Here is a 26,763-nt window from a genome sequence, read left to right as displayed (position 1 = left end):
CTTCGTTCCGCGTCATAGCTCGGGACGTGGTCCGTCTGAGCAGTGAAAGCCCCGCAGGGGGTCCCGACGACGAAAAGGTTTGGCTGACGATGAACAGCACCACCGTCTCTGCCGAGCTGGGCCTTCGGCTTGTCGTCCCAGACCGCACGACCGTCCCGCTGTTGGCGGGGTTGAGCTACACCGCTGAAGATCCCTATGCCATTCGCATGGCCTTCCACGTCGGCAACGACGAGCCGGTCGAGTGGATCTTCGCGCGTGAGCTGCTGACCGTGGGCATCGTCCGGCGGGTGGGTGATGGTGACGTCCAGGTGTGGCCGGCGCGGTCCGACGGGGAGCGCACGCTGCACATCAGCCTGACCTCGCCGTTCGGGCAGGCTCTGTTCGAGGTGCCGCTGGCGCCGCTGACCGAGTTCCTCCACCGCACCTACGAGCTCGTGCCTGCTGGGCGTGAGGTCGATTTCATGGATCTCGACGAAGAGCTGACCAACATGCTCTGGAGCTCGTGAAACCGTTACGCATTCCCCACATAGCCGGGGCATCCGTGCCATAGCGTTCCCCCATGAGGCGGATCTTCGGCGCCCTGGTGGTGGCCCTCCTGCTCGTCGGGTGTTCTCCTGACGGCGACACTCCTCCCAAGGCGTCCCCACAGGCGGCGACCTCGGCGCCCGCGCCGGGGCTGGCGGTCGATGCGATCGACCACAGCGACAACATCAGGGTTGTCGCCAACGTCCCCTTCGAGGCGCCTTTCGACGGCGACCAGGACTGGGGCACTGATCTCGCCTTTCAGGGCGATTACGCATTCGTCGGAAATTACGCCGGATTCACCATCGTCGACATCTCAGACCCGGAAAAGCCTTCTGTTGTTTCTCGTACGGTATGCGAGGGCGGCCAGAACGACATCTCGGTCACCGGGGATCTTCTCTTCCTCTCGGTCGATTTTCCCAGAGACGGCGAATCCTGCGCGGCCGGTCCCGGTGAAGAAGGGACCGCCCAGTCGTGGGAGGGCGTGCGCATCTTCGACGTCTCCGACAAGGCGCGGCCGAAGTATGTGACCTCGATTCGTACAGAATGCGGATCGCACACCCATGCGGTGCTGCCGGGCGAGAAGACCGTGTACGTCTATGTCGCCTCCTCCGGGCCGATCCCCGACTCGGAGACCTGTCCGCCCCCGCACGCCGCCATGGACATCATCGAGGTGCCCGTGGACGCTCCCGAGAAGGCCCGGGTGGCCGCCATGCCGCCGGTCTTCGGGCAGCGGCCCATCGAGGAGGGCGCCAAGTTCATCGATCCGCGCGGGTGCCACGACGTCACCGTGTATCCGGCGCGGAAACTCGCCGCGGGGGCCTGTTTCGGGGACGGCGTGCTGATGGACATCTCCAATCCTCTGGTGCCGAGGGTGGTCCAGGTCGTACAGGACCCGAATTTCGCCGTCTGGCATTCGGCCACCTTCAACAACGACGGCACGAAACTGGTGTTCAGCGACGAACTCGGCGGCGGCACCTCGGCGACCTGCAACCGGGCGGCCGGGAAGCAGAAGGGCGCGAACGCCATTTACGACCTGACGCCCGAGAACACCCTCCAGCGGCGCGGCTATTTCAAGATCTCCAGAGAACAGACCTCGAAGGAGAACTGCGTCGCGCACAACGGATCGCTGATCCCGGTCAAGGGCAAGGACATCATGGTCCAGGCCTGGTATCAGGGCGGTGTCTCCGTGTGGGACTTCACCGACTCGGCCAACGCCCGCGAGATCGCCTATTTCGAGCGGGGACCGCTTCGACCGGGGCTTGACCTGGGCGGATCGTGGTCGGCGTATTACTACAACGGGTTCATCTACTCCAGCGACATCACCAAGGGCCTGGACATTCTGGAGATCAACGACCCGCTGACCGATCCGGCCAAGAGCGTGAAGATGCCCGAACTCAACGTGCAGAGCCAGCGGAGTTACTGAATATGAGCGGCCGTTTCACCGGTGCGGACTATTAGGTCCACGCCAGAAATACTGGCGGGGCCGAGGGGTCTCGCATGTCTCGCACCATCCACCATGTCCCGCCGAAACATCGCAAACACGAGTCCAGTCACGGTATTTTCACGCTGCGCTATTCGGCGGCCGCACTGCGGTCGAACTCGGCGCCGTCGAGGGTATACCGCACGGTTGTCGTTCGGCTGTTCGGACGCCATGACAACAGTGGGTTCATCGCGAACTGGGCGGCTCAATCCCACCGGCGCCGCCGCGCGGCCGACCGCGTGACGGCCCGAACGGCTCTTCAATTCCTCCGAGCAGACGTGGAGGCCGACATCGAGTTCGGTGATCCCCGCCACCGGCGCGATGGCCTCTGGCTGGCTTGATCACGAGGCCGGGCTGATCTCCCAGCCCTTCTTGGCGTGGATCTGCACGTAGCCGGCCTCTCTCGGGAACGTCACCTTGTCACCGAAAGGGCCACCGGGCTGGTAGTAGGAGTCGATCATTCTGCCGTATCCGTCGAGGACGCTGAGGGAGTCGTCGGTGCGCACGAAGGCCGTGGTGATTCCGGTCGGCAGCCGGAAAACACGGTCGTTGACGCCGGACGCGGATTCCGGCCAGGGAGCCGCCGCCGACAGCGGGTGGAATTTCACGGTCCATTTTCCGTCCCCCTCGAATTTCAAGCGCACCAGGTTGTCGGTCTGGCCGATGTTGTAGACGGCCGTGCCGTGGAAGGGCGAGGGGCCGGCCGCATAGGGCAGGCTCTGGACGCCGGTGTCGCCGGTGTCGCCGATGCCGCTCAGGGCGAAGTAGCCGTTCTCATCCGAGACGGTCACCTCCAGCAGACCCGCGGCCCGGGACACCACCGGGACGGTGCCCGGCCCCTCCCCGGAGATCACGTCGGCGGGCGTGGTCTCCGGGGGCAGAATCGCCACGGACGCCAGCACGACCGAGACGGCGTGGATCGCCGCCACGCCAACCCAATGGTCCATGTGTTCCGTTATGGCCGCCGATGATCCTTTTCGCGAGATCCAGTCAGCGCCCGAATCCCGGCATTTGTGGCGTCAGTCGAACGCCCGGAAGATCATGCGGCGTTTCTGAGGCTGTAGTCAAATCAGATCATTCATTCATTCCACTACATGGTGATGACATTCGGTCGGGATGGGAAGCAGCGCCGTTTCGGACCTGAATGAATTCCGGACACTCGCCTATCGATGAAGAACCTCCGACATTTATGGCAAACGTCCAAGTGCGGAGGCGGGTAACGGTTTCATCGTCGTGTTCGAGAAACTGGGCGTGACCGTCGACTCGCGCACCGATCTCGCGAACGTGCTGGCGCTGTGGTCGCACGCCATCTCCGAGTCCGATCTCGGCGAGGTGCTCGCGATCGGCAGCGCGGCCACTCCGGAGCGGGGCGGGCATGGTGGCGCTCGCGTCCAACACCTGGGGGCGATGGGGTTCGCCAACGCGGTGGCGGTGCAGATCATCAGCACGTCGGCGGGCGCGCTGGTGAGCAAGGTCGGCGGCAAGGGCGCGGGCAAGGCCGCCGCGAAGGTGACCGGGGAAGCTGGCGGCGCAGGCGATGCTGACGGTCGCGCCGAACCTGGGGGCCAAGGTGGCGGCGCAGATGGGAGACAAGCACGTCGTCGGCGCGGTGGGCGGCGGCGGCATCAACTACTGGATCATGTCCTCGCTGGCGGACGCGGCGCAGACGTACTACCGCTACAAGGCCCGCGCCTGACGAGCCCTCGGGCGGCGTGTCTTCCGGATGGTCTGACGAGAATCGGTGACGATCTTGGGACAACCACCGTGGAGGCTGCTCGTGGACGTCATCGGCGCCGGGTTCGGGCGAACCGGCACCCTATCCCTGAAAGCCGCTCTTGAGCGGCTGGGATTCGGCCCGTGCTACCACATGGCCGACATCATCGAGGTGCCGCATCGGGTGCGGCAGTGGCTCGACGTGGGGGACGGGAAGACCACCGACTGGGACGTGATCTTCCAGGGGTTCAGGTCGGCGGTCGACTTCCCCGCCGTCTCCTACTGGCGCGAGCTGACCGACCACTATCCCGACGCCAAGGTCATCCTGACCGTACGCGACCCGGAACGCTGGTACGAAAGCGCCCAGGAGACCATCTTCCACCGCCGGATGGACACCGACGAGCCCGGGCAGTGGTGGCGGCGGATGGTGCACCGGCTGGTCATCCGGCGGGTGCCCGAGTTCGCCCTGTTCCCCCAGATGGCACGTGCGACGGTGGCCGACCGGGTGTTCGACGGGCGGCTGGACGACCGGGACCACTGCATCGAGGTCTTCCGGCGGCACATCGAGGAGGTCCGGGCGACGATTCCGGCCGAGCGGCTGCTGGTGTTCGAGTGCCGGGAGGGGTGGGAGCCGCTGTGCCGGTTCCTCGGCGTGCCGGTCCCGGACGTGCCGTTTCCCCACGTCAACGACCGGATCGACTTCAACAGGCGGCAGCCGTGGCGGGAACTGAAGCTGCTCATCCGGGGGCGTTGATCACCAAGTAGGGCAGCAGTCTCCTCAGGGCGATGGCCGCGTTCGTGGCCGCCCGTTCGTGCTGGCCGTAGTGGCGATCGGGGCCCGCGCGGTCGGAGATGCCACGGACGACCACCCAACCCTGGGCCGTGTGGTCGCCGGCCTGCTCGTAGAAGGCTTGGGTGAACCCGCCCGCCTCCATGTCGACGGCCAGGATCTTGTCGTTGTACGCCTGAAGGTGCCGGACGATCTCCGACTCCTCCTCGGCGATCACCGCTTCCCCGGAGCCTATCGGGCTCGGGTGCACGCGGAATCCGGAGATCACGGCAGGTTCGCCCTCGTCGACGAAGAAGTCGTTGACGGCGTTGACGACGTGCGCCGACGAGGGTTTCTCGTCCGACCTGTGATTGGTCCCGCTGGTGGTCATCTTGCGCAGGTCGTAGTAGACGACGCTGGTGGCGATGACGACGTCGCCGATCTCGACGTCCTTGTGGATGCCCCCGGCGATGCCCGTGAGGGCGATCACCGGCGGGTTGAAGATCCGCTGCATGTTCTGGCACGCCATGATGATCGACCGGTTGCCCTGGGCGAGGGTCTGCAACGCGGCGACGCGGGCGCCTTCGACGGTGCCCTCGTGAAAGCGCAGCGTGCCCGAGCGTCGCGGAACCAGACCGAGCCGGTCTCGGACGGCCTGGGTCTCCAAGGGCTTGATGGTGATGACGCCGAGATCGGCGAGCCGTTCCGGGCGGGAGGACCGGCCGCTCCCGTGATAGACGGCGTTGGGGCCGACGGCACTGTGGTTCACGTTCACCGTGCCACCGTGATTGGCGATGCCGCTGTTCATCCGTGCGCTCCTTCTTCAGCCCTGCTGTCGTCCCTGACGTCATGGCGGTACTGCGAGTTGGGCCCGACGGCAGAGTCCTTGACGTCGACCCGCCCGCCCATGTTGAGGATTCCGGCGTTGATGATGCTGGCCGCGCGCTTGCTGAAGCCCGACACGTCCAGACCACGTTTCTTCAAGAACGTCTCGGTGCAGTTCAGCAGCCGTAGCTCGATCAACTTCACGTGGTCCTGGATGGTGACCTCGTCGAACTCCGACTTGTTCTCCCAGTCGGTGGCGCGCTCGGTCCGGATGCTGAGGATCGGACCGACCGTGCGGCCCCGGCGCGGCCGGACCAACCCGTTCCGCCCGGCAAGGCAGGCCCGCAGCAGGGTCCAGGGGGCGAGGACGAGCCGGTACGCCGCGCCGACCTCGGCGGGGAGGCCGGCCAGCGCCCGAAGCAGGGCACGCACGACCGCTCCGGCTCCAGACTCGGCATGGCCGTCGAGGATCTGGAATTCCCTCGGGGTGCGGGTGAGCGCGGTCGCCGCGAAGTCGAGGCTGAGGGTGCGGCCCTTGACGGTCACCCGGAGAAAGACCGTGGTGACGATCTCACCGGTCGCGCTCGTCCTGATCTCGAGGTAGTGGTGCAGCAGGCCGTAGGGGCTGTCGACGGCGGCGTCGATCTCGGTCTGGTCGAGGTCCTCCCACAACCAGGAAGGCCTCTCGGCCACGTCGTCCTCGGGCACGAACAGGCGGTCACGGATCTGGAAACCGGGGAGTGACGTCGGGTCGTCGGCGGCACCGAGAGGAGCCATGGTGCCCCGCAGGTGGGCGACGAGTTCGCTGGCTCGGAAACGAGGAGAGGAGGACTCCTCCTCGTCCTCCTCGGCGCGGAGTTGAATCGCAAGGGGCGGCATCCATCGGTGCACGAGCAGGCCGGCCCCGACGAAGAAGTCTTCCTCCTCCTCGTCGCCGAGTCGCCACCGGGGCAGCCGGAGCTCATCGGCCTCATCAGGGGTGGGTGGCTCGGGCCTCCGATAGACGACCACCGGGTGATACTGCTGCGCGGCTATGTCGGCCAGCCGCACGGTGGTGGGGGTGTCGTCAAGTGGATCGGCGTGGTGCATGGCGTTCATGCACCACTGGGTGAGCGCCGCACGGATGGCGACCACGCCCGCGAGCAGAGCGACCAGCAGGATCACTGTCCGCACCATCGCCTCCGGGTGCACTCCCTGTACGCCCGCCAGCAGGAAGGGCGCCGACAACAACCCCAGCACCGCCCACCCGCCGAGCCAGATCACGCGCCGTCCCTGCCGCAGGGCGTCGGTGGTGCTTCGCCACATCGCTCGGTGGAGGAAGGAGTCGGTGGCCACCTTCGCCTGGCGGCGCGCCAGGTGGACGCCGTGGCGAGCCGCCAGGCGAACCACCGTCACGACGCACAGCACGCATCCGATGCCGACCACCGCCGGTGGATTGGCCGCGAAGCCGATGGAGACCACCAGCACCACCGCGACGTGCTGCGCGTGTTCCAGGATCCACGCGCGCCAGGCGTGCCGGACGACCGGGACCAGATCGAACCCGTAGGACGGGGCGATCATGTGCCGCGTGTCGTTGTGCACCTTGTGGAGGACTTTGGTGCGGAAACCGCGGTCGAGGTACACCCCTGCGCAGAGGTGGCGAGTCGCGGTGTTCAGACGGAGGGTGTGCATCACGACCTCCTTTAGGTCAGTTCGACCCTAAATGAGGGTACGCTTTAGGTCAAGTCGACCATTACCGGTAAAGTGCTGCGGATGAGCACGACCCGCTTGCCCCGCCCCTGCGTCCAGGTGACCGCCGACCTGGTGATCCTGACCGTTCGCACGGGCGAGCTCCACATCTTGCTGATAGATCGCGGCAACCCGCCCTACCTGGGGCAACCTGCTCTGCCGGGCGGCTTCGTCCGAGACGGTGAGACCCTCGATCAGGCGGCTTACCGTGAGATGGCCGAGGAGACCGGCCTGCACGACGGCGTGGTCACTCTGGAACAGCTCCGTGCCTACAGCGAGCCGGACCGCGATCCGAGACGCCGCGTGATCACCGTCGCCTACCTGGCGCTCAGCCCCGAACTGCCGCTGCCGGTCGCGGGCACCGACGCGGCGGCGGCCCGGTGGGTTCTCGTCGAGGAGGCACTCAAGACCCAGTTGGCCTTCGACCACAACGAGATTCTGCGTGACTGCCTGGAAGCCGCCCGGGTCCGGCTCGAACACACGACGGCGGCGGCGGCTTTCTGCCGGGAGCCGTTCACGGTCGCGGATCTCCGGCGGGTCTACGAGGCGGTCTGGGGTCAGCGGCTCGACCCGAGCAACTTCCGCCGCAAGGTCACCAAGACCGCGGGCTTCATCGATCCGACAGGCGAACGGCGATTCCCTGACGTGGGACGTCCGGCCGCGCTCTACACGCGCGGAAACGCGACCTTGCTGGTGCCGCCGCTGCTGCGAACGGGTACCGACGAGTCCTAGGCGCCGTGGATCCCTGCTTGAACGCGGCCAGGTCCTGCGCCCCGAACCGCGGAAATTCCTGGACGGAGAGCTTCAGCCCGCCAGGATCGCGCGCATTCTGCCGATCTCGATCTGCTGGCCCGAGACGATGTCCATGGCCAGGGTCGTCATGAGCTGGTCGCGCCCGTCGCGGAGCTCACCGCCCGCCATCCTCACCGCACCCTCGTGGTGGGCGATCATCAGCTTCAGGAACAGCTGGTCGAACGCCGCCCCCCGCGCCCCCCGCAACTCGTTCATCTGCTCAAGGGAAGCCATCCCGTAGCCCGTCATGTGGGCGTGCCCGGCCGGAACCTCACGCCCGAGACGCCCCAGCCACCCGGTCATCACCGCGATCTCCGGCTGCTGAGCGGCCGCGATCCGCCCGGCCAATGCCTTCACCCGCTCGTCGGAAGCGCGCTCGGCGACGAGGCCGGTCATCTCCAGCGCCTGCCGGTGATGGCCCACCATCCCCTCGGCGAACCGCACGTCGGCGGCGGAGACGTCTGCCGCGTAGGTTCCCAGGGTCTGACCCGGCGTCGCGACGGTGCCGCTCGATCCGGGGGCCCCCGGCAGCACGACCGGGGGGCCCGATCCGGCCACGACCGGCCGGGGGGCGTCGACGCCGGATGAGCAGGCGGCCACCGCCAGGAAGGCGATGGCCGCTGAAACTCGTCTCACGGGTCGAGGTCGTCGGCCGAACGGGCCGCGAAGGCCTCCATCGCCGCCCGGGTCACCGGGCCGGGGCCCACGGGCAGGGCCTTGCCGTCGATCAGGCCGATCGGCTGGATGTCGCGGGTCGTCGAGGTCAGGAACGCCTCTTCCGCGTCGTAGAGCGCGGCCAGGGGGACGTCTTCCTCGATCGCGTCGGGGTACCACTCCAGGGCCAGGGCCCGGGTCACGCCGGCCAGGCAGCCCGACGACAGGGTCGGGGTGATCAGGCGGCCGTTGCTGACGATGAAGATGTTGCTGCCGGTGCCCTCGCAGAGGTTGCCGGCCAGGTTCTCGAAGATGGCCTCGCCGCCGCCGCGTTCCTTCGCGTAGGCCAGCGCCTTGGCGTTGTCGCCGTAGGACGTCGACTTCACGCCGGACAGGGCGCCGCGTTCGTTGCGGGGCCAGGGGACCACGACGACGTCGGCGGTCGCCGGGAAGGGCTTCTGCTCGCCGACGATGATGATCGTGTTGGTGCCTTCGGTGCCCCGGTCGCTGCCGAGGGGGCCCGGACCGCTGGTGTACGTGATGCGGATGCGCCCCAGCGGCCACTGCGGCGCGGCGGCGACCGTCGCGCGGACACCGTCGGCGATGGCGGCGGTGTCGGGTTCGGGGAGGTCCATGCGCTTGGCCGAGAGGGCGAGGCGGTCGAGATGGCGGGTGAGGGCGAAGACCTCACCGTTCATCACCTTGATCGTCTCGAAGACGCCGTCGCCGACCATGAGCCCGTGGTCGAAGACGGAAACGACCGCCTTCGACGGATCGAGCAAGTCGCCGTTGACCCAGATGGGAACCGCCATGTGACCGTTTTACCCTTCGTCTGAGCGGGATGCGAGCGCGATGAGCCGGGACGCCTTCAGCTCCGTCTCGCGCCATTCGTGCCCGGGGTCGGAGCCCCATGTGATGCCGGCACCGGTGCCGAAGCGGATCTCCTCACCGGTGATCCAGAAGGTGCGGATGCCCACCGCCAGGGCGGCCTCGCGCCGATCGGCGTCGACCCAGCCCACCGCCCCACAGTATGGCCCCCGAGGCGCTGGTTCGAGCGCATTGATGATGCTCAGCGCGGACGATTTCGGCGCACCCGTGACGGAACCGGGAGGGAAGGTCGCGGCAAAGATTTCCGGCCACGACTTTTCCGTCGTCGCCTGGACGGTCGACACGAGGTGCACCAGGCCCGGATGCTCCTCCACCACGCACAGCTCGGGAACCGTGACGGAGCCGACGTCGGCGACGATGCCCAGGTCGTTGCGGACCAGGTCGACGATCATCACGTTCTCGGCGTAGTCCTTTTCCAGCAGGTCAGCTGACGTCACTCCGGTGCCCTTGATGGGGCGCGAGGTGATCATCGATCCTGACCGCCCGAGATAGAGCTCCGGCGAGGCCGACACCACGGTCAGCCCCGGCACCTGGATCACCGCCGAGTGGGGGGCCGGATTTCCTTCGGCGAGCAGGTTCGCCAAGGCCAGGGGGTCACTCCTGAATCCCAGCGGCGCGGTCAGCACCCGGCAGAGGTTGGCCTGGTAGACCTCTCCCCGCTCGATGTGCGCACGGATGGCGCGGACCCCGGCCTCGTACCCCCCCTGATCGAGGGACGACCGCCACTCCGAGCGGCGCGGGCCGATCCACGGGCCTCGGGGGGCGGGCAGCGGGGCGGGACGGACGTGGTCGAACCGGGCCAGCGTCACCTTGCCCTCGAACTCCACCACCACAGCCCACCAGCCGCCCGCGTCGAGGGCGGACAGGTCGGTGGCGACGTCGCTCAGGCCGGTGGCCAGACGGCCCGCGACGTGGGCGAAGGCGTCGTGCATCCGGCCATTCTCCCAGCAGCCCCGGCGAGCACTCGAGCCAGTTCCCTCGCTGCGGGCAGGGCGACGCGCGGCAACGCGGCGAACACGGTCCGGCGCGGGGCCTGCCGGGCGATCGGCCGCAGCACCAGGTCGGGCCGCATGCCCTGGGTCGCGAGGGCCGGTACGAGGGTCACGCCCAGGCCGGCGGCGACGAATCCGAGCTTTCCGGTCCACTCCCCCACCCGCATGCCGACCCTCGGGGTGAACCCGGCGGCGGCGCACGCGGCGGCCAGCATCAGGCCCTGGCCCGGACGGGCTCCCTCGATCCAGTTGTCGTCGCGCAGGTCGCGGAGGTCGATGACCTGCTGGGACGCGAGCCGGTGGTCGGCGGGGAGGCCGACGAGGAACTCCTCCTCCAGCAGCGGTTCGAGGGCGATCGAGGGCGGCGCTTCGAGCCCCGCCGGGTAGTCGCTGACCACGGCCACGTCGATGGCGCCCAGGTCGAGCTGCTCGACGAGGTGGCCGGTCATGCCCTCGATGAGCGTGGTGTCGACGTCGGGGAACTCGGCGCGGTAGTCCTTCAGCGCGGCCGGGACGAGCGCGGCGTTGGCGGTGGCGAAGGCGCCCACCCGCAGGCGACCGCCGGTCCCCCGGTGGATGGCGGCGAGTTCCTCGCCCGCCCGCTGGAGGCGTTCGAGCACGTCACGGGTGTGCCTGTGGAGGGTGGCGCCGGCGGGAGTGAGACGTACACCCCGGGGAAGCCGCTCGAAGAGCGGGCCGCCGGCGCGGACCTCCAGGGCCGCGACGCGCCTGGAGACGGCGGACTGGGTGTACTGGAGCTCCACCGCCGCCGCGGTGAAGGAGCCGAGCCGGGCCACCGCGTCGATCAGACGGAGGGCGTCGGTGTCGAACATCGGAACTCCTGCTTCTGGGGCAGATTCACGGCGCGAGCCACGACCGGCCTCCGGCCGTCCGCGTCTCGCTTTGGTATTCCGTAGCCGCATGCCTTCCATGAAATGTACGCGCTGGTGGAATACCTTGGCCGGGGCTAGGGTCGAAATGTGATCGCTTTTCTGGGATTGGGGAACATGGGTTCCCCCATGGCCCGCCGCCTCGTCGCCGCGGGCCAGAAGGTGACCGTCTGGAACCGCACGCGGAAGGAGCTCCCCGGCGCGTCCGTGGCCGACTCCCCCGCCGAGGCGGTGTCGGGCGCGGAGATCGTCATCTCGATGCTGTCCGACCCGATCGCGGTGGCCCAAGTGGCCGAGGCGGCCAAGCCTGGGCTGTCGGCCGGGACGATCTGGGTGGAGATGTCCACCATCGGGCCTGACGCCGTCACCTCACTTCGCGGCCTGCTTCCCTTCGACGTGCCACTGATCGACGCGCCGGTGCTCGGGACCGTCGGGCCTGCCACCGAGGGCAAGCTGCGGGTGATCGCGGGTGGCGAGACGCCTGACTTCGAGCGGGTTCAGGGTGTGCTGGGGGTGTTCGGCACCGTTCATCACTACGGGGCGCTCGGGGCCGGGTCGAAGATGAAGCTCGCCGTGATGGCCGGGCAGCTGTCGGTGCAGGTGCTGATGGCGGAGAACCTGGCCTACGTGCAGCGTCTCGGGCTCTCCACCAGCGACTATTTCGATCTGCTCGACGCGACCCTGCTGGGCGCGGTCGGCCAGCGGTTGCGTCCGGTGGTCGAGGAGGGCGTGCCGGAGACGCGGTTCAAACTGGCTCTCGCCGCCAAGGACCTCACCCTGGCCACCGATGGGCCCGGTGAGGTGCAGACCCTCACGGCCGCCGCGCGGGACCGCTTCGCCCAGGCCGCCGAGGCCGGGCACGGCGATGAGGACATCACGGGCATCGTGCCCGCCGTGCTGGAACTGCCGTGAAAGTGAACCCTTCGACGGTTCCGGCCACCAATGGGCGCTATTCGCATGCCGTCCGGACCGGGGACCTTCTGTTCGTGTCCGGGCAGGTCGCCGTGGCCGACGGCGAGGTCATCGGGCCCGGCGACATGACTCGTCAGTCCGAGGTCGTATACGAGTTCCTCCGGCTGATCCTCGAAGATCAAGGGGTGACCTTCGAGGATGTCGTCCACATCCGGACGTTTCTGACGGACATGGATGGGCTGCTGGACCACGCGGCGGTGCGGGGACGGTACATGCCTTCGCCGCCCCCGGCCAGCACGACGGTCGAGGTGTCCCGGTTGTTCATGCCGGGGCTGGTGGTCGAGGTCGAACTGGTGGCCGACGTTTCGGCGCGCGGGTAGCGCGGCCGGTCGGCGCCGGCTGCGGCGGGACCCATGTGCGGGGGTCGGGGCCGGGGTAGGCCTGCCGTAACGGAAAATTCCTAGCTGAGCGGCCCCGTCACGTTTTCGACGGCCTCGACCACAGCGCCGGAGGCGACCAGGCGCACCGCCGCCTCGATCTCGGGGGCGAGGAACCGGTCGGGGCCGGGGCCCGCCACCTCCTGGCGGAGAAGCCGCAGTGCGGCGCCGGTCCCCGGAGCGGGGCTGTGCGGCGCGCGGAAGTCGAGGGCGCGGGCGGCGGTGAGCGTCTCGATGGCGAGGACCCTGGTGAGACCGTCGATGGATTTGCGGAGTTTGCGAGCGGCCGACCAGCCCATGGAGACGTGGTCCTCCTGCATCGCCGACGACGGGATCGAGTCGACGCTCGCGGGGACGGCGAGGCGCTTGAGCTCGGAGACGATCGCGGCCTGGGTGTACTGGGCGATCATGTGCCCGGAGTCGACACCCGGGTCGTGCGCGAGGAACGCGGGGAGGCCGTGGCTCCGCGCGACGTCGAGCATCCGGTCGGTGCGGCGTTCGGCCATGGAAGCTACGTCGGCGACGGCGATGGCGAGGAAGTCGAGGACGTATCCGACCGGAGCGCCGTGGAAGTTGCCGTTGGATTCGACGCGTCCGTCGTGGAGGACGACCGGGTTGTCGACGGCCGACACGAGTTCCCTGCTCGCGACCAGTGCGGCATGGTCGACGGTGTCGCGGGCTGCGCCGGCGACCTGGGGTGCGCAGCGGAGCGAGTAGGCGTCCTGGACGCGGGTGCAGGAGCCGTCACGGTGGGACTCCATGATCCCGGAGTCCTTGAGGAGGGCCCTGAGGTTGGCCGCGGAGGCGCGCTGGCCGGGATGGGGCCGCAGCTTCTGGAGGTCGTCGGCGAAGACGGCGTCGGTGCCCAGGAGGGCTTCCACGGACATCGCGGCGGAGATGTCTGCTGTTTTGAGAAGGTTGTTCAGGTCGTGCAGGGCGAGGATGAGCATGCCCAGCATGCCGTCGGTGCCGTTGATGAGGGCCAGTCCCTCTTTGGCGGCCAGCTCCACCGGGGTGATGCCGGCTTCCCTCAACGCTTCGTCTGTTGGCCGCAGGACGCCCTTCTCGTCTCTGACCTGGCCTTCGCCCATGAGCGTGAGGGCGACGTGGGAGAGAGGAGCCAGATCGCCCGAACAGCCCAGGGAGCCGTATTCGTGGACGACCGGGGTGATCTTCGCATTGAGGATCGCTGCGAGGGTCTGGGCGGTTTTGGGGCGGACTCCGGTGTGGCCTGTCGCCAGGGTCCGGAGTCTGAGGAGCATCAGTGCTCTGACCACCTCTTGCTCCACCTCGGGGCCGTTGCCCGCCGCGTGGGAGCGGACGAGGCTGCGCTGGAGCTGGGCCCTCAGCTCCGGGTCGATGTGCCTGGTAGCCAGGGCGCCGAAGCCGGTCGAGACGCCGTAGGACGGGGTGTCGCTCTCGGCCAGTTCTTCGATACGGCCCCGGGCGGCGGCCATCTCGGCGATGGCGTCTTCGGTCACCTTCACCCGGCCGCCGTGGCGGGCTACGTGGACGACGTCCTCGAAGGTCAGGTCTCCGATCTGGACGACTTCGTTGTCGCTCATGGCGCTCCCTTGCGATGTCACTATCGTGGAGCATGTTAGCTCCTTACCCGGCGTATCGATTTGGGGGTCGGGCGAAGATTCGCTAGTGTTCTCTGCGTGGCCCGGGGAACCGGGAACGTAAGCGGAAGTGGCTCAGGGGTAGAGCATCACCTTGCCAAGGTGAGGGTCGCGGGTTCGAATCCCGTCTTCCGCTCTGATGTTTCGCTTGGACGATTAGCTCAGCGGGAGAGCGCTTCCCTGACACGGAAGAGGTCACAGGTTCAATCCCTGTATCGTCCACCAGATATTCGCAGATGAGACAGGGTCTCGGAGATTCTCCGGGGCCTTTTTCGATCTTGGAGGGTCGCGGAGAGCCAATTCGGGAGCCACCTCAGGCGGACGGCGATCGTCTCGATGCGGACGCCGCGCGCGCTCATGATCGAGACGACCGAGGGGCGGGTTAGCGCGGTGTCGCCAGCCGCGACAATGCAGTCCTTTGAGGGGTGCCAGTCTTCTGCCAGCCGTTCAGGGCCGACGGAATGATCTTGAAGTAGCCAGTGCTGTCAGCGGCTCCTCATGTCCGCGACAGGATGAGCAGGTAGGGTCAAAGGCCGAACACCGGGCGACACGCTGTCATGCCTGTTCTGCTGAATCCATTTCCGCCTGGCGAGCCGTAGTCGATCGGACACGAGGGATTCGTCACCGCGGGCGTCCACCGAAACGCCGTCGTGCTCGTAGCCGAACTTGCGGGACACACTCTGCGAGCCATGCTTGTCTTGGAGCACCTCGGTACGCGCGGCACATGCGTCGAGGTGGTCGAAGGCCGGGGTGAGCAGACCGACCCAGGCCTCGGTGCCATTGCCCTTGGCCTGGCGTTCGACGCCCAGTCACGAGGACGTGGTGACCTCCCGGACGACGAACAAGTCGCGTGCTCGAAGTGTGACCAGGCCGAGTGGTCGGGCATGGTGGAAGGCCGAGCTGCCACGCCGTCACACTCCACCCTGCGAGTTGGCTCCAGTGTCCTTGGAGGACGACCGTGCGCGATCCTCGGGACGGCCATCGGCCTACGGAGTCAGGAACGGGCGTTCGCCCGCCCGGTGCACGCCTTCGCTTTCAATTCGGCGTCGACCTGCGCGTGCGTGTGGACTGACAAGTCCGTGCCCTTGGAGACGTACTGGCGCAGCAGGTCGTTTGCCATGGTCGATTCGCTCGAGACGCGTTTACGCTCTCTATCGACCACCGGATCAATGATCATCGGGCGAACGGAGGCCAAGTGCGCAATCGGTGGAGGGCCCTTCTCTCCGGAACCGCAGCATCTCAGGAAACGGCGAACACGGATGCCGATGCCCGCGCTTACGGAGCCCGATTACTGGCCGAGGCCCGGGAAGAACTGGGCCGAGCGGACGCCAAGGCACAACTCCTGCTCGGCGTCGTCGGAATCGGATTGGGCGCAGTAGCGGCAGGACTCCTGGCCGGCAGCTGGTCACCGTTCAGTCTGTCGAACGCCGTCGAGTGGCTGTGGTGGGTCGGCATCGCCGCCGCCCTGGGCTCTGTGATCGTGCTTGCCGGAGCGGTGTACCCCCAGGTGGTGCGGACCACTGACATTGAAACGGGAACCGTCATGTACTTCGGCGATGCACTCCGATTCACGAACACCAAGGACGTGGCCGAGGCGCTCCGCCGATCATCCACGCTGGATCTGGACCGGATCGCCGACCAGATCCGCCGGATCAGTGTGATCGTTGCCCGCAAATACCGGCTCGTCCGTACAGGATGCTGGCTGCTGTGCCTGAGCCTCCTTTCCACAATTTTCGCCATTTTATGGAATCTCTTTTTATAGGCAGATAAACTCATAGAATTCCGACACGTGTGCATTTGTCCCGTTTTTGGGATCTGCACATATAGAGCAGAGTGCTCTAGATTGCTGAGGTATCTGAAATTCCGGGGGCGCGTGGGGTGGACCAGCTCTTGGGGAGCGGACATGTCAGACAATCATCGGTCGGACAACCGGGAACGCTGGGCGGAGGGGACGTTCCTCTGCCGGCTCGATCACCAAAGAGACGTCGCGGAGTTGCTCGCAATGGCTCCGCCACGTCGCGTCCCCGCGGGACAGGTACTCCTTCGCCAAGGAGACATGAACGACCACCACGCACTTGTCATCAGAGAGGCCGAGGAGGGTGGCACAGCCTGTGTCAAGATCACGGCACGTCTCGAGAACGGCGTGGAGACAATGCTCGGCATCCGGATGTGCGGCGATGTCATCGGCGAACTCACCGCCGTCCACGGCGGGCCGCGATCGGCCACCGCAACCACCTGCTCGGAGGTCATCATCCATGCGATCCGCGCCGAATTCTTCCGGGCCTTCCTGAACCGCCATCCGGAGCGCTGGCTGGCGCTGAGTCACACGATCGCCGATCGGCTGAAGTGGGCCAACCAAAACCGGCTCGACTTCGTCGGATACCCGGCGCCCGTACGGCTGGCACGGGTTCTCCTCATGCTGGCCGAGCGACACGGCCAAGCCACTGAGGGGGGTCTGACTCCTGGGGTGACCTTGTCCCAGGACGAACTCGGCATGCTCATCGGAGCGAGTAAACACACAGTCAGCCAGGCCATCAGCGAATTGAAACGCGCCGAGTTGATCAAAGTGTCCTACCGGACGGTGGTCATCATCGATCTCAACGGACTACGCAGGAGCGCCGAGGGGCCCGTCTGACATCACTCGATGGAATCACATTTTGAGATTTCGTCCTAGATCTCGTATTTATACGACATCTCACTCCACCGCCACTGCCACTCTTCCGGATGTATCGGAACTACGTGAAAGGGGCGGGCAAAGTGGCCGAAGGTGATGACTTCGGGCGGCGATTGCTGGCCGCAGTGGATGTTAAGGGGTACAGCGGCAATACCGCCAACTGGCAGAAGCGCATCCAGGAGGCGCTGCCGCTGGTACTCGACCGGGCTGGCGCACGCGCCGGTCTGGAACGTGCCAAATGGGAGATTCAGGACGCCGGAGACGGTGAGCTGGCTGTGCTGCCGCCCGGCGAGCCCGAGCCGAGAGTGGTGGACGACTATGTCCGACACCTCGTGGCCGAACTGCGCCGGTACAACCGCGATGTACCTCAAGGGAAGGAGCTACGGCTCCGTCTCGCGTTGCACTTCGGGCCGACGATGCGCGCGGCCAAGGGCTTCTCCGGCGGGGGCCCTGTCGTGGTGAGCAGGCTGTGCGACAGCCCCGCTCTGCGCATCGCCCTCGATCAGACCGGTGCGGCGCTGGCCGTCGTCCTGTCCGACGGCGTCTTCTCGGAGACGGTGGCGCAAGAGCACACCTCGCTTGATCCCACGGCGTTCCGGAAGGTGGTCGTGCGGGTCAAGGAACTGGTTCAGGTCGCCTGGATCTGGGTGCCGGAGAAGGACATAGGCCAACTCGACCTTCCTGACGACGCGGTGCCCCCCACTCCCGACCCGCCGCCGCGTCCTGCGGCCGCCGGGCCGGGAGTCGTCCACGGGCACTTCGCCAATGCGCATGTCCGCGCGGACAAAGTCGTCGGGGGCGACGAGATCACTTACCTGGGCGGCAGGCCATGATGCCGCCGAGCGAGCCGGAACCGCAGCAGCCGCCTTCGCAACAGCCGCAGCAGGAACAGGAACCGGAACCCAAGAACGTCCAAACGTTGGGGCGCGAGTTCAGCAACCGGGCCGCCCAGCCGGGCGAGACGGGTGAACGGCTGAGTGCCGAGCGGGATGCGCGCTCCAACCTGACCGGCGCCCGGGTTCGGGCCCAGAAGGTCGTCGGTGGCGACGAGATCACGTACATCACCGTGACCACCACCGGCAGCAGGCAGATCCAGCTGCTTCCCTTCACCACCGACCACCACGACTGGGACGGCTCCTTCATCGCTCCTGCGGATCTCGAACGGCTGAAGTCGCGTGCCGCCGCGCTGGGCCTGCTGATCCTCCGCGGCGAGGTGGACTCCGGCCGTTCGGCCCTCGGCCGGCATCTGCTCCTCGATCACACCCGGGAAGGGGCGTCCCAGCTCCACCCGGAAACTGATCTCAGCGCCCTGGACGTCACCGATCTCAAGCCCGGCGGCTACCTGCTAGCTGATCTACCTCAATTGCGGGCGGCCACGCTGCACGCCTTCGACCTCGACCGGCTGGCGGCACAGCTGAGGGACAGGCACCGGCTGATCATCACGGTCGACACGGGCACCCGCCTTCCGGACGCCGTGGAACGTTACGTCGCCGACGTCAGGGGACCCGACCCCCGAAGCGTGCTGGAAGCCCATCTGGCCCGGCTGGTCGGGTCCGCCACGGACGCCCGCACCGTGCTGAGCGACGGTGAGGTCCACGACGTGTGCCGGGACATCCTGGCGAGCGCCAAACCCCGCTTCGCGGTACACATCGCGACACTGATCGCCGATTCGGGAACGGTCGACCTCCGAGCACGACTCGGCGCCCGATCCGATTTCGATTTGGACGACTGGTTCGCGAACCTGCCAGACCTCGACACCCAGGCCCTGGCCATCAGCGTGGCAGTGCTGGGTGGCGAGCCGTACGAGCAAGTGGCGATGGCCTCCGCCGCCCTGAAGCGACGGCTTGAGCCGGACAACCAGCCGCCCAGGGAGTCTCGCCCGTTCAACAAGACAGTGAGTTCCCGACTGCGGGGGCTGGGCGCTCATCTCGTCCCGTCCAGCATGCTCACCAGGCATGGCGGCACGGCGCCGGGCCAGGTGGTGCGCTACCAGGACGGTGATAGGCCGCAGCAGGTGATCCTGCACGTGTGGAACGAGTACGACGATATCCGGCCCGAATTTCTGACCTGGTTACGGCTGTGCGCCCGTAGCGAGGTCGGCACGGTCAGAATCCGGGCCGCAGTGGCCGCCGGACTGCTGGCCACTAAGGCGTTCGACCACATCCGCGCTACCGTGATCCTGCCGTGGGCCAAATCCCCTGACCCGGGGCTGCGTGAGGCGGCGGCCATCGCGCTCGGAACGGTCAGCGACGTCCCCGGCCTGACGAACGCGGCACACCGACTCGTGGACGCCTGGAGTTCTGGCGATGCGATCGCCAAGCTCCAGGCCACGGCCATCCGCGCGTGGCGCGTCAAGCTGGCCGACGGCGACTGCGAGAACGCCGTTTCCCTGCTTGACCTGGTCGGATCGAGCGACGAACCCGCCATCATCGAGGCGCTCTGCGAGACGATCGCCGAAATGCTGGAATACGAGGACTCCGTCTACTCCGCGCGGCTCCTCACCATGCTGCGGACCTGGATGTCGGGCCGCTCGCCCGAGAAGAGACTCAACGGCAAGTTGGCGTTCCTACTCTCAGCCGCAGATCTCGTCCGGCAGCGGCCCGACGGGGGTCTCTGGCCGACGATGCTCGCGATCACCGAGGACGACGGCGGCCAGGCCGTCGACGTCGCGGAGTTGTGGGCGCAGGCGCTCAACTCGTCCGACTTCAACCGTGAGGCCAAGGAGGTACTCGCGGAATGGGGGCGCCTGGCCGATTCCAGCCTCCGCGCCGTCGGCGTCCTCGCATCGCTCATGGCGACGTGTGCGCAGGTGAGGATCTCGACGCGCACGGAGCGGATCATCGCCTTGGCCGTCGACCGCTGGACCCACGCACCGCGTAGCCGTGCCGCGATCCTCTCCGCCCTTCAGCACCTCAATGCTGCACCAAGGAGCATTCGATGACCACCCAACCCTTTCAGCCGGGAGGCCTGATCCGTGCCCAAGGGCCTATGTCCTTCGGATCCAAGGGCCCCGCGCTCGCGCCAGACGTCACCCTCGTCTACTGGACCCGGAGCGGGCAGGCGGAAATCCTCGACCGGCGCCCCCATCGCCATGAGGCGTCGCGCTACCAGGCCTGGTACGCCGTGGACAACACCCGGCATCACGACTCAATCATCGAGCACGTCTCCAGCGCCGTCGGCTCGATGCTGTTCCGGGCCCGTATGGGCGTCATATGGGGGGTCGAGGAGCCTGCCAAGATCGTGCAGCACGGCACCCGGGACGGCCTCGCCCTCGTACGTTCAAAGCTGATCGAGATGGTGCAGAACATCACGCGCGGGTTCGACATCGACAACGTCGCCAGCGCCGAACACCGGCTTCAGCAGGAGTTCCGGCGCGGGCCGCTCCCCCTTCCCGAGGGACTGACCATCTTCAGCGTCGTGGTGGGCCTTCGATCCGACGACCACACCGCCAGGTTCGAGATCTCCAGGCGAGAGCAGCAGCGCGCCGGAATATCCGACGAGGAGACCTTCAAGAGGCTGCGCAAGCAGGAACAGGCAAACGCCGCGATGGAGAGCGACCGGATAGGCGCACTGCGGCAGATCGCCCAAGGTGAGGACGACCTGTTATTCCTGTTCCTCTCGCGCCATCCCGATCAGGTCGGAGTCGTGCTGGAGCAGGTAAGCAAGCGGCGGGAGATCAACCTTCAGGCCCAGATCAGCCTCTTCGAGAAGATGGTCGCCGAAGGGTTCATTCAGGAGGCAGACATCGAGACGATGCGGCGCATCCTCATCAACCCGCTCGAGCAGGTGGCCGACGGCAACACCAGGGGGATGCTGCAGGGCACCGTCACCCAGACGGCCATCACGCCTGCCTCTGCGCCCGCCCCCTCCCCCCAGCCTGCCCCCCCGCCGGCCGCCGGCGACACCGGCGCCGGAGACGCCGGCGTCGCCGGCTGGGTCAGGTTCGGGTCGAGGACGGACAACCGGGAGGGCGGCTGATGCAGCGGAAACCGAAGCGCGCCAAGCAGACCCCCTCGGGCATCATCCGACATCACATGATCGTCGCGATCATGGTCCTGCTCGTCACCTTGCTGAGTTGCGTCGGACTGGCCTTCAGTGCCATGGGACTCGACGGGGTCCCCATCGGAACCGTCATCGCGCTCCTCCTGACCGTTTTGGTGCTTCTGGCGCTTGAGGAGTGGCGCGGCTGGAAGGGGCAAACAGTCGCCAGAGAGAAGGCCATCGCCGCAGTGTCCGACATACAGAACGCTCCCGGTGCCCCTAGCCGTCATCAGCATGAACACCAGCGCCCGGCCGCCATGACTCCACCACCTTCGCTGGATATCAAAGTCGCGCCTATGCCCGCGCAGGCGCCGCGCGACGCAGCCAGGCGCTTTCCCCAGCCGGGGGGGTTGCCCGGAACGGCCGCCCAGCTCCCCTGGCGGCTACCGAGCGCGCCCGGCCCCTCGGGTATCTGCGCCGATTCCGCCCTCGTCGGTGATCTCGAAGTACGCGCCGCCTCGATCGTCGGCCCGGGACATCGATGCAAGGACCCGGCCGATGCCCGGCAGGACGCCTACCGCCTGGGCCTGGACAAACACGGTCGGTACCTGATCGTCACCATCGCCGACGGAATGTCCGACAGCCGTCATTCGCACCTGGGCGCCAACGTCGCGGCCGACACGATCGTGAAGCACCTGCAGGACGTCATGGCCGACGGCACCTGGAGCGAGACGGAACTCAAAAATTCCTTCCACAACGCCGCGGCGCGTATGACCGCCACCGCCGAGCAGCGCGGATTGACCCGCAACGACGTCAGGGCAGCGGCGCTCGCGGCCGTCATCGACCTGCGGCCGTGCGACGACGGTACACGGATCGCGGTCTTCGCGAGCATCGCCGATGTGAGCGCCTGGCTCAAAGAAGGCCATGGCTGGCGCCAGATCGCCGGTGACGCGAAGCAGGGGTACGACGCGGGCCGGCTGTCCGAATACCTGCCGCATCTCCCCAGTTCAGTGCGGATCACACAGTTCGAGATCCCGCCAGACACGGTTCTCGCCCTGACCACGGACGGTGTCGGCGACGCCCTGGCTGTCAAGGAGTTAGGCGCCTGGTTCGCCGACCAGTGGAACCGCCCGCCGTTCATCGGCGACTTCATCACTAGCGTCGGATACGAGACGAAGGGCTTCAACGACGACCGTACCGCCGTCGTGCTGTGGTGTCCGGGGAGATATTCATGAGGAGCTGGTCAGACTCCCCCTTTCCCCAGATCATCCCGTTGTCCTCGGTCGAGGGTTATAACGACGGCGACGTCCTGTCCCGGGACAACGGCGAGTCATCCGTCATCTACGAGATACCGGCTTCCAAAGGGTGGCTGGTGAAGCTGTATCGCCCGGAGACGAAGATCGACGCAGACACCCTGTCCCGGTTGATCGCCATGCCGGCCGGCATGTCCGCGAGCGACATCGCGTTGCTGGACAAGTCCATCACCTGGCCGGTGTCGAGAATCGTCGACGGGTATCGGACCGTCGGGTCGATCATGGTGAAGGCAAGCACCGACTTCGTCTGGGACATCAAGAAACTCGCCGACCGCACGGACCGGCGGACCGTGACGATCGACCTGCTGGCCCTCCCTCCCCAGCAACTGCAGCGGCTCGGCCTTCCCGTGCCGAACGACGACCACCGGCTTCAGGCGGTGCGGAATATCGTCGACGCGGCAGCGCTGTTCGAACGGCATGGCATGGTCTACGCCGACTGGTCGTTCGCCAACGCCTTCTGGGCTCCGCTGACCCAGGCCACCTTGATCATCGACGTCGACTCGTGCGGCGTCGGCCAGCGGCCCTTCGTGGAGACCCCCAACTGGACGGATCCGTTGATGCGAATCGGGCAGCCGGTTACCACCCACACCGACCGCTACAAGGTGGCGTTGCTCGTCATCCGGGCTCTCACGGGCGTCAGGACCAACGACAGCGAGGCACTGGCAGAGGTGGCCAAACGATTCCCCGGTCAAAGTGGGCTCGCCGATGTGCTGCGCCGCATTCTCCAAGCGAGAAGCGTCGAGCAGCGGCCCACACTTGCCGATCTGCGAACGGCGATGTACGAAGGCTTGCCCGGGTCCCGCAAAGGCGGCGACAACGTCACGCAGATGATTCCGTGGCAGCCACGGAAGAACACGGGCACCCCGGTCTCGCGGCTGACCATACCGGCCCCACAGAGGACGGCCCCGAAGGCACCGCCCGCCCGTCGGCCGACATCCTCTCCCGGCGCCCGGAGGCAGTCACCGATCGGCGCACCTGCGGCCTATCAGAAAAAGACCACGACCACATACCCACGAAATCCTCCCCCCAAGAAATCGCATGGCGTACTGGCCACCATCGGCAACTTCTTCGTCATCATCGGCATAGCGGTCTTCGTCATGTACACAATCGGGCTGATCCTCTCACTCGCCCGTTGAAACAAAGGGGGTATTAGTCATGAACGCGTATGGAGACATCACACCCATCGGTGGCATGAAAGGAATGCCGACATATGTGGTGCTCGACACATCAGGGTCTATGCAGGCATTCGAGGAACTACTCAACAACACTCTGACAGAAATCGTGGACACGCTCTATACCAGCCCCGCGATGGCCGACTTCATCCATCTGTCGATCCTGTCCTTCAATTCCTCGCCCCACGTCGTCATGGATATGACAGAAATCACCCAACTGACAGCCCTGCCGAACGTCACCTGTTCTGGCAGGACCAACTTCGCGCCGATGTTCCGCCTCGTGAAAGAGCGGATCAGCAAGGACGTCCCGGCACTGAAGGCCAGGGGGATCAAGGTCACCCGTCCGGTGATATTCCTGCTGACCGACGGAATCCCCACCGACAAGCCCGACACCGAGTGGCGGACGAGCCACGCGGAACTGACGGACCGGAATTGGCCGCCGTATCCGCACGTCATCACTTATGGCTTCGGAAACGCCAGCGAAAGTGTACTCAAGACGATCTCGACGCTCGCCGCGTACATCGCCTACAACAGCAATGACGAGGAGACCAAGTCGGCTCTCGCCGCGGCCCTGAACTCGCTGCTGAACTCTCTCATCACCTCGGCCGAAAAACAGCAGCTGGCGGTTCCGGAAGAGGTGAAGGGATTCAGGACGGTTCCCCTCGATTACATCGACCTCTGATGGGGGGCGACGCCTATGGGGCGACCATCGCGAAAAAGCGCTTGGCCGACTTCTTCGGCGCCCTTCGGCTCGATCGGGGCCTCACGGCGACGCAGATCTGCGAACGTCTCGGCTGGGGCCGCGGAAAACTCGGGCGCTTCGAGCTGAACCAGTGGAAGCGGCCGGAGATGAGCGACATGCGCGACCTTCTCCGGCTGTACCAGATCGAAGGAGAGCAATACGACCGGATCATGTCCCTCGCCCTGCTGGCGCGCGAACGCGCATGGTGGCGCGACTTCGCAGACGTGTTCGACTCGGAGTATCCCGGCTTCGAGAACGACGCATCCACGATCAGGTGTTTCTTCCCTCTCACGATCCCCGAGCTGCTGCAGACCAAGAAGTACGCCGCCCAGCGGCACCCCCGCAGCGCCCGCCAGGTGGAGTCCATTCTGTACCGTCAGCGAATCCTGCTGCGGCCGGCCGCCACCGCGCCCCGCCTGACAGCGGTCATCACGGAGGCGGCGCTGCGCTACGACTGGGGTAATGTCGGCGACCAACTGGAGCAGGTCGTCCGCCTGGTGGAACTGGGTCGGCGGCCCAACGTGGAACTGCGGCTGCACGCGTTCCACGGAGGGAGCCCGCCGGGTCCCGTGCTGCCCGTCACTCAGATGCGATTCCCCCCGGACGACGGCGACGACCTCGTCTTCGTGGACACGGGGGTGGCTCTGTCTCACATCGCGAGTCAGCCTGAGAGCGTCACGTACATGACCCACCTGGAGGAGGTGCTGCAGCAGGCCCTGGATCACGTGAGAACGCTCGACTATCTGTCCGATCTCGCCGGAGTGATCATGCGTGCCGGCGAAACTCGGGAACTCGGCCTCCACTAATCGATCAGCCCGTAGCCCGGTCAGGGGTCCTGCCAGTCGCGACAGACGCCTCATCCGAGGTCACGGCGTGTAAGAACTCTCCAAGGTTCCGCGTCAGGACAGAGTGAGGAGGCAGAACTCACGGCCCTCCAGGCTGACCTCTCAGCTCGGCTGGCGGGTCGGCACGACCGTCACCTGCTGCAGGTAGGCGCGAGGCGGCAAGGCAGCGATGGAGTCAACCGTCTCCGCCACGTCCTGCGGGGTCAGCCAGTCGATCATCCGCCTGGAGCTCCCCACAAAGCCTGGATTCCCTCATCGGTCACGTGATCCTTGAGCTCGGTGCCGACGATGCCCGGCTCGATCGCCGACACCTGCAGTCCTTAGCGCCCAGCTCGACGCGCAGGTGCCGGGACAAGTGGGTAACGTACGCCTTGTCCCGGAGTAGACGGCGAATCGGGGCAGGATGTTCTGGGCCACGATCGACGAGGTGTTGATCAAGTCCGCGACGCCATTGGCCCCGGCGGCTTCGATGAGCTGGGGGGCGAACCCCGCGATGGCGTTCACCAGCCCAGTGATGTTCAGGTCGATCTGCTGCCGTCGCTGGTCGACCGCCACGTCCTCTACGGGTGTGGGCAGCATCACCACGGCGTTGTTGAAGAGCAGCTCGACGGGGCCCCATTTCGACCTGACCCGGTCGGCGGCGGCGGCTCGCAGCGCCTCGGCGTCGGTCACGTCGATGACCAGGGCCAGCGCCTGGCCGCCGTGCTTGCCGATGCGGGTGGCCGGGTCGTGCAGGTGGCCGGTTCGGCGGGCCAGCAGGGCGCCCCTGGCAGCCAGGTGTTCGGTCGCCTCACCGATGCCGCTGGAGGCTCCAGTGATCACGGCGGTCCGGCCGTCGAGGCTGAGGGGGTTGGTTGACGTTGATCGTCCGCTTAGGTGAGCCAAGGGCTCCGCCCCTCGTGCTCCCTGGAGAGCCTCACTTCGCTCTAACTGCTCTCGCTTAGTTCGATTGATCTGATCGCTTCGCCTCACGCCGTAGGCGTCACTATCGGGAAAGAGCCCCGGATTTGCCAGTTAGCCATGGAGCAGGTCGGCTTCACTACAGCCCGCACCGACTGCCCACGTGTGATCTCAGCCCGATGATCATCGCTGACGACCCGACCCCTTACGCGCTCCGCAAGATGGCCATCATGACCATGCGCTGCTGCGACACGTCGGAGACCATGACACCACCACATGACGTCAGCCATTGAAGCTCAATCGGATCGACTCGACCTCGTCCGATCCTCCTGCGCAAGGTCCATGACCTGCGGCATTAACGCTCCGCCCGGATATAGATCGCGTATAGTGCTGTGACCGGAAACCTTCACCGGTCTCGCGTGTAGCCGCTGGCGTCGGTTGGATGTGTCGTACACGTCCGGCTGGCGCGAGGAGGCGCGGTGGGAGAACCGGTCAGAATACGAAGACTGATGGACGCCGAAGGGCAGAAGCTGCAGCAGATCGTCCGCCGGGGCAGCACCAGCTCGGTCCGGTACCGGCGGGCGATGATCCTGCTGGCCTCGGCCGGAGGAAACACCGTCCCGGTGATCGCCCGTCTGGTGGCAGCTGATGAGGACACCGTCCGCGATGTGATCCATCGGTTCAACGAGATGGGGCTGGCCTGCCTGGACCCTCGGTGGGCGGGAGGCCGTCCCCGCCTGCTCAGTGACGACGAAGAAGACTTCGTCGCCGCGACGGCCATCACCCGCCCGGCCCGGCTCGGGCAGCCCTTCACCCGCTGGTCCATCCGCAAACTCGCCATCTACCTGCGGGCTCTTCCCGGCCAGGCCATCCAGGTCGGCCGGGAGGCGTTACGCGTCCTGCTGAGGC

27 protein-coding genes and 2 tRNA genes are annotated in these 26,763 nt (G+C 66.7%); 19 read left to right on the top strand and 10 right to left on the bottom strand.

All coding sequences use genetic code 11. The features are described 5' to 3' along the window. The first annotated feature begins 89 nt into the window (after positions 1-89). The 3 genes from AW272_RS29450 to AW272_RS42640 all read left to right on the top strand — a co-directional run bounded on the left by AW272_RS29450 (position 90) and on the right by AW272_RS42640 (position 2,346). Positions 90-506: an SsgA family sporulation/cell division regulator gene (locus tag AW272_RS29450; RefSeq protein WP_061295511.1), complete on the top strand. Its 417-nt coding sequence runs from the start codon at positions 90-92 to the stop codon at positions 504-506. A 53-nt stretch (positions 507-559) separates the two neighbouring features. Further along, a complete protein-coding gene (locus tag AW272_RS29445) occupies positions 560-1,948 on the top strand; it encodes an LVIVD repeat-containing protein (RefSeq protein WP_066372046.1) in 1,389 nt (462 codons plus the stop codon). Positions 1,949-2,022: 74 nt separating this feature from the next. Beyond that, positions 2,023-2,346, top strand: coding sequence for a hypothetical protein (locus tag AW272_RS42640; RefSeq protein WP_157518869.1), 324 nt, complete (start codon positions 2,023-2,025; stop codon positions 2,344-2,346). On the opposite strand, the gene AW272_RS29440 is transcribed toward AW272_RS42640, so the two are convergent. Further along, the gene (locus AW272_RS29440; protein ID WP_157518868.1) at positions 2,347-2,952 is read right to left on the bottom strand and encodes a hypothetical protein; all 606 of its coding nucleotides are present in this window, start codon (positions 2,950-2,952) and stop codon (positions 2,347-2,349) included. Positions 2,953-3,782: 830 nt separating this feature from the next. On the opposite strand from AW272_RS29440, the gene AW272_RS29435 reads away from it, so the two are divergent. Beyond that, positions 3,783-4,472 (top strand): sulfotransferase family protein, encoded by a 690-nt coding sequence (locus AW272_RS29435; protein ID WP_169807657.1) that lies wholly within the window; start codon positions 3,783-3,785, stop codon positions 4,470-4,472. Here AW272_RS29435 and AW272_RS29430 read toward each other — a convergent pair. Both AW272_RS29430 and AW272_RS29425 read right to left on the bottom strand, forming a co-directional pair. Continuing rightward, positions 4,456-5,295, bottom strand: a complete 840-nt coding sequence (locus AW272_RS29430; protein ID WP_066372043.1) for a 5'-methylthioadenosine/S-adenosylhomocysteine nucleosidase family protein — start codon at positions 5,293-5,295, stop codon at positions 4,456-4,458. The genes AW272_RS29435 and AW272_RS29430 overlap by 17 nt on opposite strands. Beyond that, positions 5,292-6,983, bottom strand: coding sequence for an AbeC-like domain-containing protein (locus tag AW272_RS29425; RefSeq protein WP_066372042.1), 1,692 nt, complete (start codon positions 6,981-6,983; stop codon positions 5,292-5,294). Before AW272_RS29425 ends, AW272_RS29430 begins: the two co-directional genes overlap by 4 nt. A gap of 81 nt (positions 6,984-7,064) precedes the next feature. On the opposite strand from AW272_RS29425, the gene AW272_RS29420 reads away from it, so the two are divergent. Next, positions 7,065-7,772, top strand: a complete 708-nt coding sequence (locus AW272_RS29420) for an NUDIX hydrolase (protein WP_066372555.1) — start codon at positions 7,065-7,067, stop codon at positions 7,770-7,772. A gap of 72 nt (positions 7,773-7,844) precedes the next feature. Here the strand turns inward: AW272_RS29420 and AW272_RS29415 are convergent, their stop codons facing one another. The 4 genes from AW272_RS29415 to AW272_RS29400 are packed head-to-tail and all read right to left on the bottom strand — an operon-like array spanning position 7,845 to position 11,199. Further along, on the bottom strand, positions 7,845-8,468 hold the full coding sequence (locus tag AW272_RS29415) for a DUF305 domain-containing protein (RefSeq protein WP_066372040.1): 624 nt from the start codon (positions 8,466-8,468) through the stop codon (positions 7,845-7,847). Next, positions 8,465-9,298, bottom strand: coding sequence for an aminotransferase class IV (locus AW272_RS29410; RefSeq protein WP_066372038.1), 834 nt, complete (start codon positions 9,296-9,298; stop codon positions 8,465-8,467). Before AW272_RS29410 ends, AW272_RS29415 begins: the two co-directional genes overlap by 4 nt. Positions 9,299-9,307: 9 nt before the next feature. After that, on the bottom strand, positions 9,308-10,306 hold the full coding sequence (locus tag AW272_RS29405) for a chorismate-binding protein (RefSeq protein ID WP_066372036.1): 999 nt from the start codon (positions 10,304-10,306) through the stop codon (positions 9,308-9,310). Further along, positions 10,258-11,199, bottom strand: a complete 942-nt coding sequence (locus AW272_RS29400) for a LysR family transcriptional regulator (protein WP_066372034.1) — start codon at positions 11,197-11,199, stop codon at positions 10,258-10,260. Before AW272_RS29400 ends, AW272_RS29405 begins: the two co-directional genes overlap by 49 nt. A gap of 147 nt (positions 11,200-11,346) precedes the next feature. Between AW272_RS29400 and AW272_RS45340 the strand changes: the two genes are divergently transcribed. Next, positions 11,347-12,168 (top strand): NAD(P)-dependent oxidoreductase, encoded by an 822-nt coding sequence (locus AW272_RS45340; RefSeq protein ID WP_157518867.1) that lies wholly within the window; start codon positions 11,347-11,349, stop codon positions 12,166-12,168. After that, a complete protein-coding gene (locus AW272_RS45335; protein WP_066372028.1) occupies positions 12,165-12,548 on the top strand; it encodes a RidA family protein in 384 nt (127 codons plus the stop codon). The genes AW272_RS45340 and AW272_RS45335 overlap by 4 nt, the downstream gene beginning before the upstream one ends. An 80-nt stretch (positions 12,549-12,628) precedes the next feature. Here AW272_RS45335 and hutH read toward each other — a convergent pair whose 3' ends face one another. Further along, a complete protein-coding gene (gene hutH, locus AW272_RS29385) occupies positions 12,629-14,170 on the bottom strand; it encodes a histidine ammonia-lyase (protein WP_066372025.1) in 1,542 nt (513 codons plus the stop codon). 121 nt (positions 14,171-14,291) lie between these two features. Here hutH and AW272_RS29380 point away from each other — a divergent pair. Both AW272_RS29380 and AW272_RS29375 read left to right on the top strand, forming a co-directional pair. Continuing rightward, positions 14,292-14,363 (top strand) — tRNA-Gly (locus tag AW272_RS29380). A 14-nt stretch (positions 14,364-14,377) separates the two neighbouring features. After that, positions 14,378-14,452 (top strand) — tRNA-Val (locus AW272_RS29375). A gap of 769 nt (positions 14,453-15,221) precedes the next feature. Here the strand turns inward: AW272_RS29375 and AW272_RS29370 are convergent. Further along, positions 15,222-15,404 carry a hypothetical protein gene (locus AW272_RS29370; protein WP_157518866.1) on the bottom strand — a complete coding sequence of 61 codons (183 nt, stop codon included), beginning with the start codon at positions 15,402-15,404 and terminating at the stop codon, positions 15,222-15,224. An 18-nt stretch (positions 15,405-15,422) separates the two neighbouring features. On the opposite strand from AW272_RS29370, the gene AW272_RS29365 reads away from it, so the two are divergent. The 9 genes from AW272_RS29365 (at position 15,423) to AW272_RS29315 (ending at position 24,915) form a co-directional block, all read left to right on the top strand. Continuing rightward, positions 15,423-15,989, top strand: a complete 567-nt coding sequence (locus tag AW272_RS29365; protein WP_066372021.1) for a Pycsar system effector family protein — start codon at positions 15,423-15,425, stop codon at positions 15,987-15,989. Between the two features lie 141 nt (positions 15,990-16,130). Beyond that, the gene (locus AW272_RS29360) at positions 16,131-16,862 is read left to right on the top strand and encodes a Crp/Fnr family transcriptional regulator (protein ID WP_066372019.1); all 732 of its coding nucleotides are present in this window, start codon (positions 16,131-16,133) and stop codon (positions 16,860-16,862) included. 122 nt (positions 16,863-16,984) lie between these two features. Then, positions 16,985-17,734 carry a hypothetical protein gene (locus AW272_RS42635; RefSeq protein WP_157518865.1) on the top strand — a complete coding sequence of 250 codons (750 nt, stop codon included), beginning with the start codon at positions 16,985-16,987 and terminating at the stop codon, positions 17,732-17,734. Positions 17,735-17,820: 86 nt separating this feature from the next. Then, the gene (locus AW272_RS29345; RefSeq protein WP_066372010.1) at positions 17,821-19,842 is read left to right on the top strand and encodes a hypothetical protein; all 2,022 of its coding nucleotides are present in this window, start codon (positions 17,821-17,823) and stop codon (positions 19,840-19,842) included. Further along, positions 19,839-20,879, top strand: a complete 1,041-nt coding sequence (locus tag AW272_RS29340; protein ID WP_066372008.1) for a hypothetical protein — start codon at positions 19,839-19,841, stop codon at positions 20,877-20,879. The genes AW272_RS29345 and AW272_RS29340 overlap by 4 nt, the downstream gene beginning before the upstream one ends. 56 nt (positions 20,880-20,935) lie before the next feature. Next, complete coding sequence (locus tag AW272_RS29330) at positions 20,936-22,117, top strand: protein phosphatase 2C domain-containing protein (RefSeq protein ID WP_218011116.1); 1,182 nt, start codon at positions 20,936-20,938, stop codon at positions 22,115-22,117. Continuing rightward, positions 22,114-23,331: a serine/threonine-protein kinase gene (locus tag AW272_RS29325; RefSeq protein WP_066372001.1), complete on the top strand. Its 1,218-nt coding sequence runs from the start codon at positions 22,114-22,116 to the stop codon at positions 23,329-23,331. The genes AW272_RS29330 and AW272_RS29325 overlap by 4 nt, the downstream gene beginning before the upstream one ends. 19 nt (positions 23,332-23,350) lie before the next feature. Further along, positions 23,351-24,049, top strand: a complete 699-nt coding sequence (locus tag AW272_RS29320) for a vWA domain-containing protein (RefSeq protein ID WP_066371998.1) — start codon at positions 23,351-23,353, stop codon at positions 24,047-24,049. Then, positions 24,049-24,915: a helix-turn-helix domain-containing protein gene (locus AW272_RS29315; protein WP_066371990.1), complete on the top strand. Its 867-nt coding sequence runs from the start codon at positions 24,049-24,051 to the stop codon at positions 24,913-24,915. The genes AW272_RS29320 and AW272_RS29315 overlap by 1 nt, the downstream gene beginning before the upstream one ends. Positions 24,916-25,206: 291 nt before the next feature. Here AW272_RS29315 and AW272_RS29310 read toward each other — a convergent pair whose 3' ends face one another. Next, positions 25,207-25,776 carry an SDR family oxidoreductase gene (locus tag AW272_RS29310; protein ID WP_245657781.1) on the bottom strand — a complete coding sequence of 190 codons (570 nt, stop codon included), beginning with the start codon at positions 25,774-25,776 and terminating at the stop codon, positions 25,207-25,209. Between the two features lie 587 nt (positions 25,777-26,363). On the opposite strand from AW272_RS29310, the gene AW272_RS29305 reads away from it, so the two are divergent. After that, on the top strand, positions 26,364-26,763 hold a 400-nt coding region (locus AW272_RS29305), incomplete at its 3' end, for a helix-turn-helix domain-containing protein (protein WP_245657780.1).

Source organism: Herbidospora mongoliensis, assembly GCF_001570545.1.
In the GTDB taxonomy this organism is placed as follows: domain Bacteria; phylum Actinomycetota; class Actinomycetes; order Streptosporangiales; family Streptosporangiaceae; genus Herbidospora; species Herbidospora mongoliensis.
This window is presented reverse-complemented; position numbering and strand designations above follow the sequence as displayed.